We start from the raw sequence: 14,888 nt of genomic DNA, 5'->3' as shown, positions 1-14,888 counted from the left end.
TTTACAAAAAAAGAGACTGTTTACAATCTTACAGTCTCCAAATTAATCACTATTATAAACTTTCTAATTCGGTTGTATTTGTCTTTTCAGTATGTTCTACTTTACTTCTCTTATTTCTAGTAGCACGATAAAACAGTAAACAAACAATCATAAATGGAATACCACAATACAATGCCATTCTTTGTTCTGGAATAAAAGCCATAGCTACAATTACTGTTAAATTTAACACTAAAGCAAGAATTGGAACAAATGGATACAGTGGTGTTTTAAATTTCAAATCCTTAATATCTCCCCCTTGCTTCACGTATGTCCTTCTAGCTAATAGGTTAGATAAAGCAATAGATGCCCAAACTAATATCGCTCCAAACCCAGCAATAGAAAGAAGCCATAAATAAACTGTATCTTCCGCATAAATACCTGATAGTAATGAGAGACACCCTACAAACGTACTTACAATCAATGCATAAATAGGAACACCGTTTTTAGATAACTTACCAAAAATCGGGCTAATCATTCCTTGATTAGACATAGACCATAGCATACGGGAAGTTGCATATAATCCTGAATTCGCAACTGATAGTACAGCTGTAATAATAACGAAATTTATAATATCAGCCGCATAAGGAATACCAATTTTATCAAATACAACTACGAATGGACTTTCTATCACTCCTGCTTGCTGCCAAGGAAATAGTCCCGCAAGAATAAAAATAGATAGTACAAAGAAAATAAGTATGCGCCAAACTGTATTATTAATTGCCTTTGGGATAGTTTTCTCTGGATTTTCACTCTCACCAGCTGCAATACCAACTAGTTCTGTTCCTTGGAAGGAAAAATTAACTGCAATCATCGTAATTAAAATGGCTGATAACCCATTTGGGAACAATCCACCATAATCAGTAAAGCTAGAAAACATCGGCGCTGGTTCATTTCCTTTCATATCTAAAAAACCAAACATTGCTGCCCCGCCCAAAATGATAAATGCAATAATTGTAATTACTTTAATACTTGCAAACCAGAATTCAACCTCCGCAAAACTTCTTGAAGATAACGCATTAATAACAAAGAGCAATACGGCAAACACTACGCACCAAATCCATGATGATACATCTGGAAACCAACGTTTCATTAATATACTAACTGCAATTAATTCAATGCCTATCGTAGCCGTCCAGTTTAGCCACGACATCCATCCCACTACATAACCCGCTGCAGGTGAAATATGTTTTGTAGCATATGTTTGATACGATCCTGCATCAGGCATCGCAACCGCTAACTCTCCAAGACAGAGCATCGTTAAATACATAACAAATCCACCGACAAGATACGCTACAATCGCTCCTCCAGGTCCAGCTTCATGAATTGTATAACTGGATCCTAAAAAAAGCCCAGTACCAATAACCCCTCCGAGTGCAATCATAAATATGTGCCGACTTTTCAATTCTCTTTTTAATCCCTGGTTTTGATCCATCATATAAATCCCCCCTTTTCACTTTGCAAACCCATTTAATGTAAGCGTTTTTAAAATTCTTCATAGTAAAAATAATTATTTAAAAGAGCAAAAATACATACTACTTATATTAATCACTACCTGTTATTAAAAGGTCATCCCTCACTGTTATTAATAGTTTTTGATCAGCGATAGCTTGTCCTTCTACCACTTCTAATGATTCGATATAACCACTGATTCCCACTTTAATTTCCACCTGCTGCTTATCTATTGTTTCAATTAACGCTAATTTTTCCCACTCATATACGTAAGAACTTTCAGTAACAAATAATTTCTCTACTTTCCCGTAACAAGGACTATACACGCCTTCTATAACCGTCTTCACTTTATAAATTCCTCCCTCTTATTAATTGAAACTGAAACGTTGCATACACTATAAAGATTCATAATCCCCCTACTCTTTAAATTTAGAGATCTTAACTACTATTCATGCAAAATACGTACCAACCTCAATACCTATGTAAAATTAGTATTTCTTACGAAAAAAATCTGCATAACCGCAAAAATTTTCTATCATTTGAAAATTTTTAAGAGAAAATAGCAAAAAAATTTTGCGATTTTATGAGAATTTTAATAAAATTATAAAAAGTCAGTCTTCATAGGGTATAACGAGGAGAAGATAATACATGCATACAGAAGAAATCAATTTTAAAAAGATTATTGAAATGAATGTGCTATACGAAACTTTACTCAATGAACTAGATATTGGGATCCATATTATTAATGAGGAAAGTAAAACGATTATCTATAACCGTAAAATGATGGAAATTGAATCAATGGATCGCTTAGATGTGCTAGATAAAAATCCTTTAGAAGTATTTGCATTTGAAGAAAATAAAAATAGTACTCTTATAGAGGCTTTAAAACTTGGAAAAACAAACAAAAATATAAAACAAACGTATTTTAACAATAAAGGACAAGAGATTACGACGATTAACGATACTTTTCCTATAATAGAAAATGGAAAAATTAAAGGCGCTATTGAAATTTCAAAAGAGATTAGTCATTTAAAGCAAACAATGAAAACGAACCTTTCTCGAAAACAAAATACTAAGTTTACCTTTGATCACATAATTGGTGATTCTAGAGCTATTCAATCGGTCATTACAGAAGCAAAGAGAGTAATACGTACGCCATCCTCCATACTTATCATCGGGGAAACAGGGACCGGTAAAGAGCTATTTGCGCAAAGCATCCATAATGAAAGCCAGCGTTCAACAAAACCATTTATTTCGCAAAACTGTGCCGCTATACCAGAAACCTTAATGGAAAGTTTACTATTTGGTACAAATCGAGGTGCTTTTACAGGAGCAATAGATAAACCTGGTTTATTTGAAGAGGCAAATGGGGGAACTTTGTTATTAGATGAAATCAACTCATTAAGCCCAGCACTTCAAGCTAAATTGCTGCGGGCTATACAAGAAAAAACAATACGAAGAATCGGAGGCACACAAGAAAAAGAAATTGATGTTCGTATTATAGCAACTATTAATGAAGATCCTCTTGAAGCCATAGCACACAATCGATTAAGACAAGACTTATATTACCGATTAAGCGTTGTTACTTTATGTCTTCCACCTTTACGGGAACGAAAAGAAGATATTGCATATCTTGTTCAACACTTTATTGAAAAATACAATATCCAATTTGATCTTAGCGTAAAAGATGTAGATTTAAACGTAAATAACTTCTTCTATAAATACGATTGGCCTGGTAATGTGAGAGAACTAGAACATATAATTGAAGGCTCCATGAACTTAATAGAAGATGAAGATATCATTACAGCGTTCCATATGCCAACGCACTTTCGCGAACTAGCAAAAAAGGAACTGAATATGCAGACTCCGCTAACTAGTCACAATACTGATACGCCACAAACTTTAAAACGTATAATCGAAGAAGTGGAAAAGAAATATATCCATCAAATTCTTAAAGAAAATAAAGGTAATATCTCACAAGCCGCAAAATTTTTAGGATTGAGTAGACAAAACTTACAATATCGAATTAAAAAATTGCACTTACACATATGAAATGAATCTTTCTCCAAGCGCAAAGAAACTGGTAAAATATGTTATAATAAACGTATAATATGCTAGAAAGGGGCAATGTATATGAGTAATGATAAGAAGTTGAAGTTATTACACTACTTAGGTCTTTTCCCTACCATTCTATGTATAATACTATTCATTGATATGAGCAGCTTTCCTCATGCAAAGCTCTTAGGCACAATTAGCGGCTCCTTTGCAGCTATTATGCTTGCTGCTTTTTGGAATTTGAAGCTACGTATGAAGAAAGAGAAATCTTCTTAATTTCAGAGTGCAAAAAAATCGAGCCTTATCAGCTCGATTTTTTTTACTTATTATTAAAATTCAACATTCTCCAAATACAATCCACTCGCCTCAGCAAGACAATTAATTTGATTACGTTGTTTTTCCTCTAAAATGTTTGGAATTGCGTCCGCCTCTAATTGCCCTAATCCAACTTCAATTAATGCTCCAACAATTTTCCGCACCATGTTATGAAGGAATCCGTTACCACTTACTCTAATTTGTACAAATCCTGATTCTTCGGAAACATCAAGTGTATACACTTCTCGAACCATAGATTTTTTCTTAGACTTTGCATTTGAAAAGGCAGTGAAGTCATGTGAACCAACTAAATGTTTCGCAGCTTCTTTCATGCTTTTCACATTTAATTGTTTATTCACGTGCATGCTGTATTTACGCATAAATGGGTTCGTATGCTCTTCATTCCAAATTTTATAAAGATATGTTTTTGCTTTAGAATTGTAACGAGCATGGAAACGATCTGGTACTTCTTCTACACTCGTAATACTAATATCATTTGGTAAATATTGATTTAAATACTTTTTCACTTTATGTTCTACTAACTTCTCATCACTTTGAAAGTTAGCTACTTGATTCAAAGCGTGTACACCAGCATCCGTTCTACTACAGCCGATAATTTCAATTTCTTTTCCGACCATTTCAGATATTATACTTTCGATTTTCCCCTGAATCGTATTGTCATTATTACCAAGACGTTGCCACCCTTTATAACGCGCACCATCATATTGAATCGTCAATTTATAATTGTTCATTATATTCTCCTTACTTCCATTCGCTAAATAAAATATACCCTCACATAGCTCCTGCTTTGTGAGGGACATATCCTTATTGAATGTTACTTTCTAACAAGTTTCACTACATTTTCTACATGCGCAGTATGCGGGAACATATCAACCGGTTGTACATACTCCACTTCATAGCTCTCCATTAATGTTTCCACATCACGTGCTAATGAGGAAGGGTTACAAGACACGTAAACAACTTGTTTCGGTTTCACTTTTAAAATCGTTTCAAGTAATTTATCATCACAACCTGTACGCGGTGGGTCGACAACAATGACATCTGGACGCCAGCCTTCTTTTACCCACTTTGGTAACCATTGTTCCGCTTTACCAGCTTCATACTTTGCATTTGTGAATCCGTGGCGTTTTGCATTTTTCTTTGCATCTTCAATCGCTTCTGGAATTACATCCATACCACGTACTTCCGCTGCATCATTCGCAAGCCAAAGTCCAATCGTACCGACACCACAATACGCATCCACAATCTTCTCGTTTCCTGTTAAAGCAGCTGCTTTTTTCGCTTCATCGTATAAAACAACTGTTTGTTCTGGATTTAATTGGAAGAATGCGCGTGCTGATAATTCAAATGATAAATCACCTAGTGTTTCTTGAATTACTTCTTTTCCAGCTAATTTAAATGTTTTATCACCGAAAATAACAGATGTTTTACGCCAGTTTACGTTTTGCATAATTGATTTAACACTTGGCATTTGTTTTTGCACTTCTGCGATAAATTGATCTTTATTTGGTAATTCTTCTTTTGTTGTAATAAGTGTGACTTGCACTTCCCCTGTTTGAACTGCAGTACGTGTCACAATTGTGCGTACTAAACCTTTTTGTTTTTTCTCATTGTAAATAGAAACATTTAATTTTTCTAATATACGTCTTACAACTTTTGTCGCTTCATTCGTTGCTTTATGCTGAATCATGCAATGAGAAATATCAATTAACTGATGTGAGTTTTGCTTATATAACCCTGTAATAACCTTTTCGTCTTTACGCCCCACTTGCAATTGACTTTTATTACGATAATGCCATGGATTTTCCATACCAAGCGTCGGACGAATTTTCTCTTCCAGACTGTTATTCATGTACTTCTCAAATGCTTGTACAACGATATCACGCTTTTGATTTAATTGTTCTTTATAATCTAAATGCTGCAATTGACAGCCACCACACTCCTCGTATACTGAACATGGTGCTTTCACACGATGTGGTGAGGATTTACGAACTTTTTTCACTTTCGCTTCAGCGAAGCCACGCTGAATTTTCGTTGCTTCAGCAACAACTTCTTCTCCTGGTAATGCCCCTGGAATGAAAACAACTTGTCTCTTAAAATAACCAACGCCTTCTCCGTTAATCCCAAGACGTTTAATTGTCACAGGAAACGTTTGACCAACTTCCAACTTACTCTCTTGTTGCTTTTGTATCATTATTACACCTCTACTCTATACTTTTCCATAAATATAACGCTGCATAACTGCAATATGGTTCACACTCTTGTTTCACTTTTTCTAAAAATGCATCATCAGGCTTATTATCTAATTGAAATACACCTTGCACTGCGCGCTGAATTCCAATGTCTGCTTTTGGAAACATATTTTTCCGACCAAGCCCAAACATTAAAAAGTTTTGCACTGTCCATGCTCCAATACCCCTTATTGGTAACAATTGTGCCGATACTTCTTCTTCTGTTTCGTTTTGTATCCTTGCTAAATCTAATTTACCGCCTACAATATGTTTTGCTAATCCTACTATATATTCGGCTTTTCGCTGACTAAACTTCTGCTCTCTCAATTCTTCTATTGAAATGTTTGCTACTCTTTCTGGTGTTGGGAAAAAGAAAACGCCGTTCTTCTCTGTCCCATATCGTTTTACAAATTGATCTGTTAGCACAGTAGCAAATTTCAAATTTATTTGTTGATGAATAATACAGCGAAGAAGACAAGCGAAATAATCAAATTCTAAAATAATTGGAGTATAAGCATATGTTTCAAATAGTGGACGTAATGATGTGTTTAAAAAATGATTTTGTATATTTTGAAACGGTTCATTCCAGTGAAAAATGGATCTCATTCGTTTCATTACTTTCTCTTGATCTCCTGCCTGACTAGAGATCCAAAACTGTGGATTTTGAACAGTACCAATCCCTTGCAAACGAACAACAATCTGTTCTTCGTCTATAAAAAGCGGGACATAAATTACTTTCTCGTCTAATTGAATAACGTTTAACGGGTCGAAAGATAAACGCTTTAGTACTTCCTCAAAATGGTACGGATATTCTAACGTAACATGTTCGCTCCACATACGTTTCCCCATCCTTTTTACACATCATTATAGCATGAGAAAACCGCAAGCATACATGCTTACGGTTGATTGCTTTTTACTAAATCATCTAGGCTTTTAAAATGATACCCTTTCTCGCGCAAATCATCAATGATTTTCGCAAGTGCTTCTGCATTATCTTTTGATATTGCATGAAGTAACAAAACAGATCCTGGATGAATCATAGTCATTACATTATTATGAGCGTATTGCCATCCTCTTTGCTGATCTACTTTCCAATCAAGAAATGCAAGCGACCAAAACACGTTATAATATCCCATGTCTTTCGTAAGCGCTAGCGTTCTTTCACTAAACACGCCTCGCGGAGGGCGTACATATTTCACTTCTTTTTGCCCAGTAACTTTTTTAATCTCTTCCGTTACGCTCGTTAATTCTTCACGAAGTTTTGCATCATTTACTGTTGTAAAATCTGGATGACTCCAAGAATGATTACCAATAATATGTCCTTCATTTTTCATTCTTAATAATAAATCTTTTTGTGTTTTTATATAATGTCCCGTCACAAAGAAAGTTGCTGGTACTTTTTTCTCCTTCAGTACATCTAAAATCTTTCCTGTATATCCATTTTCGTATCCATTATCAAATGTTAAATAAATATCTTTTTTCTTCGTATCTCCTAAATAAAACCCACCATTTTTTTGTAGTAATTCTGTATATAGTTTCCCTGCATCTGGCACCGTTTCATTTTTAGGACGTGGGATTCCCCAGTTATGTGGTGTATTCGTATAAGCAAATGTTGAAACTGGAACAAGTGCCATCATAATTGAAAAAATGAGACCTATATATAACCATTTATATTTCATAAATAGTCTCCTTTCCATATATAATCGTACCTGTAGTTTCTGTTTCCCTGCTTTCTTTCATGCTGAACATGTTTTTCTATATATACCAAAAAAATGCACCTCGAATAATTCGAGATGCACTTCTCTTTACTTAAATACAGGTTCTTTAAAGCTCGCCAATTTTTCAAGTGATGTTTTATCAACATCAGCATGTAGACTTTTACCATGAGAATCCATCGTTACAACTGCTTTAAAACCATCGATACGTAAATGCCACATTGCCTCTGGGATACCGAATTGTAAGAAATCAACATCTTTCACTTCTTTAATACATTCAGCATAATATTGCGCTGCACCACCAATTGCATTTAAGTACACACCACCGTGTTCTTCTAAAGCTGCTAATGTTTTAGCACCCATACCACCTTTACCAATTACAGCACGAATACCGAACTTTTTCATAATATCGCCTTGATATGGCTCTTCACGAATACTTGTCGTTGGACCTGCCGCTTTAATTTGCCAATTATCATTTTCATCTTTCACTACAACTGGACCACAATGATAAATAATTTGTCCCTTTAAATCTACTGGACAATCGTTATCCATTAAATGTTTATGAATCGCATCACGTCCTGTATACATCATGCCGTTAATTGTAACAACATCACCAACACGAAGTTCACGAATTTGCTCTTCTGTAATTGGAGCTTGTAATACGATTTCACGCTGCTCTGTTTGTTCTTGCGCAGCATCTTGCTGAAGTGTATCTTCACCTTCCTGGTACAACCAATCCATAATTTCACCTGTTTCAGGATGAATTGTTACACCAAGACGACGATATGCCCAACAATTATACGCAACAGATACGTAGAAGCTCGCTGGCAAACGATTATATACTCCAACTTTGCAACCTAATAAAGTTGTTTCTCCGCCAAATCCCATCGTACCAATGCCAAGCTTATTCGCATTCTCTAATACATACTCTTCAAGCTTGTGTAATTCTGGAACTGGATTTACATCATCTAATGTACGGAATAATTGATTTTTTGCTAATTCGTAACCTGATGTGCGGTCTCCCCCGATACCGACGCCGATTACTCCTGCGCTACACCCTTGACCTTGCGCTTGATATACTGCATGAAGAAGGCATTTACGAATTCCTTCTAAATCACGCCCAGCTCGTCCAAGTCCTTCTATTTCACAAGGCAGGCTATATTGAATATTTTTATTCTCACAACCGCCGCCCTTTAAAATTAAACGTGCATCAATGTAATCTTTTTCCCATTGTTCAAACTTAATAACAGGTGTACCTGGTCCTAAATTGTTTCCGCTATTGTCTCCAAAAAGAGAATCAACAGAGTTTGGACGAAGTTTACCATCTTTTGTCGCCCGCTCAAGCGCACTATAGATAGCTTCCTTCAGTTTTAATTGATTCACACCAACTGGTGTATAAATTTTAAACGTTGGCATCCCTGTATCTTGGCAAATTGGCGAGATATTATCATCTGCCATTTTAATGTTATTCGTAATTGTGCCAAGTGCCATCGCTGAACGAGTCCCTGCATTTTCTCGCTCTTTCGCTTGTTGAATCGCACGACGAACATCCTTCGGTAAGTTCGTTGACGTTTCAACAACTAGTTGATACATGCTTTCTTGAAGCTTTTCCATTGTACTTCCCCCTCAATTGTGAACGCTACCAAAACGTTATGAGATGAAAATTCCATTGTTATGCTCTTCAGCTTTTTATTTATCCCGCATTAACGGGCAGTAAGACTCCCACCTCAAAATTCAGGTGGAGCAAAGAAGTTAGGTTGGAGATCAACTGCCCGTAAACGCCCGATTGGTGAAGGCTAATACTCAGTGGGGAATGCCCCCCCACTGAGTAAAGTTTCACTTTATTTCATGCTATTAAAGTATAAATGAAATTTTTCACAATTTGATTATACCTTTTTTTCTATATTCCTTCTATTATCCGTACAGAAAAAGGCTGCCAATTTTGTAGTGGCAGCCTTTTTAATATATTATTCGTCTTTTTTAAATTGCTCACATTTCAGTTCTAATTCATCTAACATTGCAAGAAGACGATCTACATCTTCTAATTCTACCTCTTCTGGTTCAATCGTATCAATTACTTCAATGAACATATTTAAACGTTCTTTCAAATATACTAGTTGTGAATCTTTACCTTGAATTGCTTTTCCCATGAAGGCACTCTCCTTTTAATTCGAGTTGCTTTTATTATACCGCAAAAATGATTGCTATGGGCATGTAATTTCATCAATTTCGTCACAGTAATTCATTATAATGTAAGCCCTCTCTCTTTTTTCACAAAAAAGTTTCACTTTATAAAAAGCACATATTCTTCTATTATAGAGAATGGACAAATTGTTATTTCAATAGTCAAAGGAGTATTTCATATGACGATATCACAAATAATGAAGCCGATTACTCCTTCTTACGATCCATGGGAAGCGTATATGGACCTTGAAGAGTACGGCAAACTACTATTAACAAACGTTGAGTTTACAACGACGACGTTATGCAATATGCGTTGCGAGCATTGCGCTGTTGGTTACACATTACAGCCGAAAGATCCAAACCCGCTTCCGATGGAGCTTTTATTAAAACGATTAGATGAGATTCCTCATTTACGTTCTTTAAGTATTACAGGCGGAGAACCTATGCTTTCAAAAAAATCCGTCGACAACTATGTAACACCACTCTTAAAATACGCCCATGAACGAGGCGTTCGCACTCAAATCAACTCAAACTTAACTATAGATTTAGCACGTTACGAACAAATTATTCCCTACTTAGATGTATTGCACATTTCACATAACTGGGGAACAATCGATGACTTCGTTGAAGGCGGATTTGCAATGATGGAGCGTAAGCCTACTTATGAACAGCGCGCTAAATTATTTGAAAGAATGATTACAAATAGTAAAGCTCTATCAGAGGCAGGTGTACTCGTATCAGCCGAAACTATGTTAAACAAACGAACTCTACCACATATTGAACATATTCACCGTCAAATCGTTGAAGAAATGGGCTGTAAACGTCATGAAGTTCACCCGATGTATCCGAGTGACTTCGCTAGCACACTTGAAATTTTAACAAAAGAAGAAATTCGAAATGCAGTTGAACATTTATTAGAGATCCGTGATGAAAATGTGTGGATGTTATTCGGAACATTACCTTTCTATGCATGTAGTGATAATGAACACGATTTAGCTACACTAAAGAAATTACATGAAAGTAAAAATGTAACTGTCCGCAATGATCCAGATGGTCGTTCTCGTTTGAACGTAAATATTTTCGATGGAAATATTATCGTGACCGACTTCGGTGATGTCCCGCTTCTAGGTAATGTACAAACAAATACACTACAAGAAGCTTACGACAAATGGTGTGACTCAAAAACAGCAAAATCATTAAGTTGCCATTGTCCTGCCGTGAAATGCCTTGGACCAAACGTTCTTGTAAAAAATAGCTACTATCCAAAAGAAGATTTCTTATCAAAAACATCAAACATTATGTTATAAAGTGAAACTTTAATCAGTGGTTGTTTTGTTCATCCCCCACTGATTATTAGCCCACACCAATCGGGAGTTTACGGGCAGCAGGGCCTCCCACCTAACTTCTTTGCTCCAGCCGAATTTTGAGGTGGGAGTTTTACTGCCCGCAAATAGCGGGATAAATAAAAAACGTCAGCTTATAGGCTGACGTTTTTTATTTCATTGTGCATGCGATGAAGAAACAAATTTAAAAAATAAATGATCATGAATTGGAATAGCGGCTCCAATTCCTTGAGATGTAATATTTTTCACGACAAGCTTTTTTTGATTCCCTTTTAACACAAGGTAGACTTCTCCAAATGTTACTTTTCCTTTTTCATTTACTGCTGGTGTATACGCATATAAATATCCAAGTTGACTTGGACTAATATTATAAACACGCTCATGTCCGGTACCATAACCAATGGTTGTTTTAAATGAAAGTGGCAATTGTACTTTTTCAAGCGCTTTTAGAAGCATCATTTTTTTCACATCTGTAGTATCTTTCATATCTGCTGTTAAATCACCTTCGATTGTCTTTTGGGTTTCTTGCTTATAGCGAAGTGGGTATAAGCGATCCCCTCCGCGATTATCATATACATTTCGATTTACTTGCTTATATTCCCAATTAATCGATGTGTCTATTGACTCATAATTTAATGCCCATTGCCCTAAATAAATTTTCGCTCGGTACCCTACTGCAAGCGGTGCATTCGAAATTGTCGTTTCATTAAACATTCGAATTAAATCTGGGTTTTCAATTTTGATATTTGCTGTTTTCAATAGTTCTTGCGCAAACTTACTCGGCTGTAAACGCGGTAAATCTTGTGCGTCATTTGGAAATGTATTATCCTTTGAAATATTTAAAACAGATGAAGGCATTTTTACTTCTACCGTTGTCTTTGCAAAACTACTGTTAGGAAATAATAAAATAAACGAGACCATGGTTGAAAGACATATGCTGTATACTCGTTTCACCTGTCTGGCTCCTTCCTATGTAAAGGTATATAAATTACTGTATTTAGTGTTTTCCCTCTGAAGCATTGTTATCCCTATTTTTCATAATAAATAAAAACCAATTCCCATAATGACATACGCAGCTAATAAAGTGCCTCCTTCAAACCAGTTTGTATCCCCATCATTTGAAATGGCGATAGTTAAGAAAACAGCTGTAATCATAGAAACAAGTTCTGGTATTGTAAATACTAGAGGCATCTTTTGTGCAAAAAGCATCGAAAGAAGTACTAATACAGGAGCAACAAACATGGCGATTTGTAATGTAGAACCTACTGCAATTTCTACTGCGATATTTACTTTATTTTTATATGCCATAATAATCGCAGATGCATGTTCTGCTGCATTACCAACAATTGCAACGATAATAACCCCTATAAATAACTCTGACCAGCCAAACGACTTTGCGACCGTTTCAAAAGTATGTACGAGTGCCTCTGACACATAAGCAACTGCAAGTGTTGCTATCGCTAAAATGAGTAGCGCTTTACCTTTGGACCACTCTGGCTCTTCCTCATGCGCTACTTCATCACTTTTATGTTGATATACACCACGGTGCGTAACTAACTTAAATAGCAATGCAGCAAGATACATAATGATCATGATAATAGAAACACCAATACTTAATTGATACGTCTTTCCAGCATCCATCTTCATTGAAAAAATCTCTGGAATAACAAAGGCTACGACAACAGCAAATATTAATAAAGCTGAATTATGTCTTGCATCATAAACATTGAAACTTTGTCTTTTATACTTAAGGCCACCTATAAAGAAGGATAACCCTCCTACCAGTAATAAGTTTCCAAGTACAGAACCAGTTAAGGAAGCTAAAACAACTTCTGTTAATCCTGCCTGGAGTGCAAAAATTGAAATGATAAGTTCCACGGCATTACCGAAAGTTGCATTTAATAAACCACCTATCCGAGGCCCAGAAACAATTGCTAAACTTTCTGTCGCCCTCCCCATAAAACCAGCTAATGCAATAATAGTAATGCAGTATACAGCAAACATAATAGTTTGTGGCCAATGAAGTGTTTTTCCGATCACAGAAAGTGGTACACCTATAAGCGCTACTATAAGAAATATTTTATTAAACATGCTTTTCATCCTTCCATCGTATGTATTTCTCCTCGATATTATTATTATTCATCTCCTAACTTGTCCGATTTCATCACAATTACGTTTAAAAAATCGGATTGAAGAAAACAGTATGAAAGATATTTAAATTATCTTGTCCAGACAGAAAAAATTATGAATTATGAAAAGAGGCTAAAAATATGCACTTAAAAGAAAAAATCGCAACTATTATTCAAGGTCAACGCACTGGTGTATTATCTACTGTACGTAACGATAAGCCACATAGCGCCTTTATGATGTTTTTCCACGAAGATTTTGTACTATATGTTGCAACAGATCGAAATTCAAAAAAGATAACAGATATTGAAAAAAATTCCAATGTACATGTACTACTTGGACGTGAAGGAAAGAAATTAGATGAGGATTACATTGAAGTTGAAGGTATAGCTTCCATCGAAGAAGATCAAACATTAAAAAACAAATTTTGGACTAATAGCTTAAAACGCTGGTTACTCGGTGCGGAAGACCCTAATTACGTACTAATAAAAATCAATCCCGATACAATTTATTACATCGATGGTGCTGGTACAACCGAGCCCGAGTTTTTACGACTATAAAATAAAAACAAGCCCCCTTAGGTGGGCTTGTTTTGTCGAAAGATTCTTCTGAAAAAAACAATAAAATAGGTGGAACTTTCTAAAGATTCTGTTATATAATAGCAGTAACTTAAATAAACTGTATTAAAACAGATTGAGGGGAGAAATTAAAATTGATGAAAAGAGAAGAACGAAAAAACATGATTGAGTTTATTGAAAAGAAAAAAGGGATTGAACGTGACGAATTATTATTTATGACGGATGATGAAGTAGAGCATATTTATAATGTAACGTACTTTTTATATGAAGAAATAGCAGAGTAGTATAATAAACCCCCACCTTATTAAAAATATAGGGCGGGGGTTTATTTCGTTTTTATACATGAGAATGATTTTCATGTATAATAATGTAAGATTGGAGGAGTTTCACTATGAGTTCATGGCTATTATTCGCACTATTATCAGCAATTGCTGCTGCCCTCGTATCTATTTTCGGAAAGATTGGCTTAGATGGAATCGATGCCAACGTCGCAACAACGGTTCGCTCTATTATTATGGCATTATTTATGGTAGGAGTTATTATTATACAAGGTAAATTTCAAAATATCGGTGATGTCCTCCTAAATAAAAAAGCACTGCTATTTATCACATTAAGTGGAATCGCTGGTGCTTCGTCATGGCTATTTTATTTTCTTGCGTTAAAAACAGGAAAAGTTTCACAAGTAGCACCTATCGATAAATTAAGTGTAGTATTTTCCATTATTCTCGCGATGATTATATTAGGTGAAAAGTTAAACTTTATGACCGGTATTGGTGTAGTCTTTATTACAGCTGGTGTATTATTTATTGCTTTCAGCTAAAAAAACCGCTA

Annotated in this window: 16 protein-coding genes; 6 read left to right on the top strand and 10 right to left on the bottom strand. The window is 35.4% G+C overall.

Going from position 1 to position 14,888, the window contains the following annotated elements; all coding sequences use genetic code 11:
• Positions 1-52: 52 nt before the first annotated feature.
• Together MKX37_RS02410 and MKX37_RS02405 are read right to left on the bottom strand one after the other, a co-directional pair.
• Positions 53-1,474 carry an amino acid permease gene (locus MKX37_RS02410; RefSeq protein WP_002125032.1) on the bottom strand — a complete coding sequence of 474 codons (1,422 nt, stop codon included), beginning with the start codon at positions 1,472-1,474 and terminating at the stop codon, positions 53-55.
• Between the two features lie 106 nt (positions 1,475-1,580).
• A complete protein-coding gene (locus MKX37_RS02405; RefSeq protein WP_002010281.1) occupies positions 1,581-1,835 on the bottom strand; it encodes a biotin/lipoyl-containing protein in 255 nt (84 codons plus the stop codon).
• 301 nt (positions 1,836-2,136) lie between these two features.
• On the opposite strand from MKX37_RS02405, the gene MKX37_RS02400 reads away from it, so the two are divergent.
• Complete coding sequence (locus tag MKX37_RS02400) at positions 2,137-3,540, top strand: sigma-54 interaction domain-containing protein (protein WP_002186862.1); 1,404 nt, start codon at positions 2,137-2,139, stop codon at positions 3,538-3,540.
• Positions 3,541-3,621: 81 nt separating this feature from the next.
• Positions 3,622-3,819: a hypothetical protein gene (locus tag MKX37_RS02395; protein WP_002125029.1), complete on the top strand. Its 198-nt coding sequence runs from the start codon at positions 3,622-3,624 to the stop codon at positions 3,817-3,819.
• 53 nt (positions 3,820-3,872) lie between these two features.
• Here the strand turns inward: MKX37_RS02395 and truA are convergent, their stop codons facing one another.
• From truA to MKX37_RS02365, 6 genes are all read right to left on the bottom strand, one after another.
• The gene (truA, locus tag MKX37_RS02390; RefSeq protein WP_002125027.1) at positions 3,873-4,610 is read right to left on the bottom strand and encodes a tRNA pseudouridine(38-40) synthase TruA; all 738 of its coding nucleotides are present in this window, start codon (positions 4,608-4,610) and stop codon (positions 3,873-3,875) included.
• Positions 4,611-4,693: 83 nt separating this feature from the next.
• Positions 4,694-6,073, bottom strand: a complete 1,380-nt coding sequence (rlmD, locus tag MKX37_RS02385) for a 23S rRNA (uracil(1939)-C(5))-methyltransferase RlmD (protein ID WP_002029595.1) — start codon at positions 6,071-6,073, stop codon at positions 4,694-4,696.
• A gap of 10 nt (positions 6,074-6,083) precedes the next feature.
• Positions 6,084-6,947: a DNA-3-methyladenine glycosylase family protein gene (locus tag MKX37_RS02380; protein WP_002125025.1), complete on the bottom strand. Its 864-nt coding sequence runs from the start codon at positions 6,945-6,947 to the stop codon at positions 6,084-6,086.
• A gap of 59 nt (positions 6,948-7,006) precedes the next feature.
• Complete coding sequence (gene pdaA, locus MKX37_RS02375; protein ID WP_002029593.1) at positions 7,007-7,789, bottom strand: delta-lactam-biosynthetic de-N-acetylase; 783 nt, start codon at positions 7,787-7,789, stop codon at positions 7,007-7,009.
• A gap of 126 nt (positions 7,790-7,915) precedes the next feature.
• Positions 7,916-9,439 carry a class I fumarate hydratase gene (gene fumA, locus MKX37_RS02370; protein WP_078422273.1) on the bottom strand — a complete coding sequence of 508 codons (1,524 nt, stop codon included), beginning with the start codon at positions 9,437-9,439 and terminating at the stop codon, positions 7,916-7,918.
• 353 nt (positions 9,440-9,792) lie between these two features.
• Entirely contained in the window at positions 9,793-9,975 is a 183-nt protein-coding gene (locus tag MKX37_RS02365; protein ID WP_002010264.1) for an SE1561 family protein, read from the bottom strand.
• A gap of 213 nt (positions 9,976-10,188) precedes the next feature.
• Between MKX37_RS02365 and yfkAB the strand changes: the two genes are divergently transcribed.
• Positions 10,189-11,316, top strand: a complete 1,128-nt coding sequence (yfkAB, locus tag MKX37_RS02360; RefSeq protein ID WP_002125019.1) for a radical SAM/CxCxxxxC motif protein YfkAB — start codon at positions 10,189-10,191, stop codon at positions 11,314-11,316.
• 192 nt (positions 11,317-11,508) lie between these two features.
• On the opposite strand, the gene MKX37_RS02355 is transcribed toward yfkAB, so the two are convergent.
• Together MKX37_RS02355 and cax are read right to left on the bottom strand one after the other, a co-directional pair.
• The gene (locus MKX37_RS02355; RefSeq protein ID WP_002125017.1) at positions 11,509-12,306 is read right to left on the bottom strand and encodes a YfkD famly protein; all 798 of its coding nucleotides are present in this window, start codon (positions 12,304-12,306) and stop codon (positions 11,509-11,511) included.
• An 81-nt stretch (positions 12,307-12,387) separates the two neighbouring features.
• The gene (cax, locus tag MKX37_RS02350; protein WP_002125016.1) at positions 12,388-13,443 is read right to left on the bottom strand and encodes a calcium/proton exchanger; all 1,056 of its coding nucleotides are present in this window, start codon (positions 13,441-13,443) and stop codon (positions 12,388-12,390) included.
• Between the two features lie 179 nt (positions 13,444-13,622).
• Here cax and MKX37_RS02345 point away from each other — a divergent pair, with 179 nt between their 5' ends.
• The 3 genes from MKX37_RS02345 to MKX37_RS02335 all read left to right on the top strand — a co-directional run bounded on the left by MKX37_RS02345 (position 13,623) and on the right by MKX37_RS02335 (position 14,877).
• On the top strand, positions 13,623-14,039 hold the full coding sequence (locus MKX37_RS02345) for a pyridoxamine 5'-phosphate oxidase family protein (RefSeq protein ID WP_002010256.1): 417 nt from the start codon (positions 13,623-13,625) through the stop codon (positions 14,037-14,039).
• Between the two features lie 155 nt (positions 14,040-14,194).
• Entirely contained in the window at positions 14,195-14,341 is a 147-nt protein-coding gene (locus MKX37_RS02340) for a BH0509 family protein (protein WP_000817786.1), read from the top strand.
• A 107-nt stretch (positions 14,342-14,448) separates the two neighbouring features.
• Positions 14,449-14,877, top strand: a complete 429-nt coding sequence (locus MKX37_RS02335) for an EamA family transporter (RefSeq protein ID WP_002029573.1) — start codon at positions 14,449-14,451, stop codon at positions 14,875-14,877.
• The last annotated feature ends 11 nt before the right edge of the window (positions 14,878-14,888 follow it).

Source organism: Bacillus sp. FSL R5-0709, from assembly GCF_038004785.1.
Lineage (GTDB): Bacteria > Bacillota > Bacilli > Bacillales > Bacillaceae_G > Bacillus_A > Bacillus_A mycoides.
This window is presented reverse-complemented; position numbering and strand designations above follow the sequence as displayed.

Coding starts and splice junctions, on each gene's coding strand:
- pdaA (WP_002029593.1), bottom strand. CDS start 7,789: ATGAAATATAAATGGTTATATATAGGTCTCATTTTTTCAATTATGATG.
- MKX37_RS02410 (WP_002125032.1), bottom strand. CDS start 1,474: ATGATGGATCAAAACCAGGGATTAAAAAGAGAATTGAAAAGTCGGCAC.
- truA (WP_002125027.1), bottom strand. CDS start 4,610: ATGAACAATTATAAATTGACGATTCAATATGATGGTGCGCGTTATAAA.
- fumA (WP_078422273.1), bottom strand. CDS start 9,439: ATGGAAAAGCTTCAAGAAAGCATGTATCAACTAGTTGTTGAAACGTCA.
- MKX37_RS02380 (WP_002125025.1), bottom strand. CDS start 6,947: ATGTGGAGCGAACATGTTACGTTAGAATATCCGTACCATTTTGAGGAA.
- yfkAB (WP_002125019.1), top strand. CDS start 10,189: ATGACGATATCACAAATAATGAAGCCGATTACTCCTTCTTACGATCCA.
- MKX37_RS02335 (WP_002029573.1), top strand. CDS start 14,449: ATGAGTTCATGGCTATTATTCGCACTATTATCAGCAATTGCTGCTGCC.
- rlmD (WP_002029595.1), bottom strand. CDS start 6,073: ATGATACAAAAGCAACAAGAGAGTAAGTTGGAAGTTGGTCAAACGTTT.
- MKX37_RS02340 (WP_000817786.1), top strand. CDS start 14,195: ATGAAAAGAGAAGAACGAAAAAACATGATTGAGTTTATTGAAAAGAAA.
- cax (WP_002125016.1), bottom strand. CDS start 13,443: ATGTTTAATAAAATATTTCTTATAGTAGCGCTTATAGGTGTACCACTT.
- MKX37_RS02345 (WP_002010256.1), top strand. CDS start 13,623: ATGCACTTAAAAGAAAAAATCGCAACTATTATTCAAGGTCAACGCACT.
- MKX37_RS02365 (WP_002010264.1), bottom strand. CDS start 9,975: ATGGGAAAAGCAATTCAAGGTAAAGATTCACAACTAGTATATTTGAAA.
- MKX37_RS02400 (WP_002186862.1), top strand. CDS start 2,137: ATGCATACAGAAGAAATCAATTTTAAAAAGATTATTGAAATGAATGTG.
- MKX37_RS02395 (WP_002125029.1), top strand. CDS start 3,622: ATGAGTAATGATAAGAAGTTGAAGTTATTACACTACTTAGGTCTTTTC.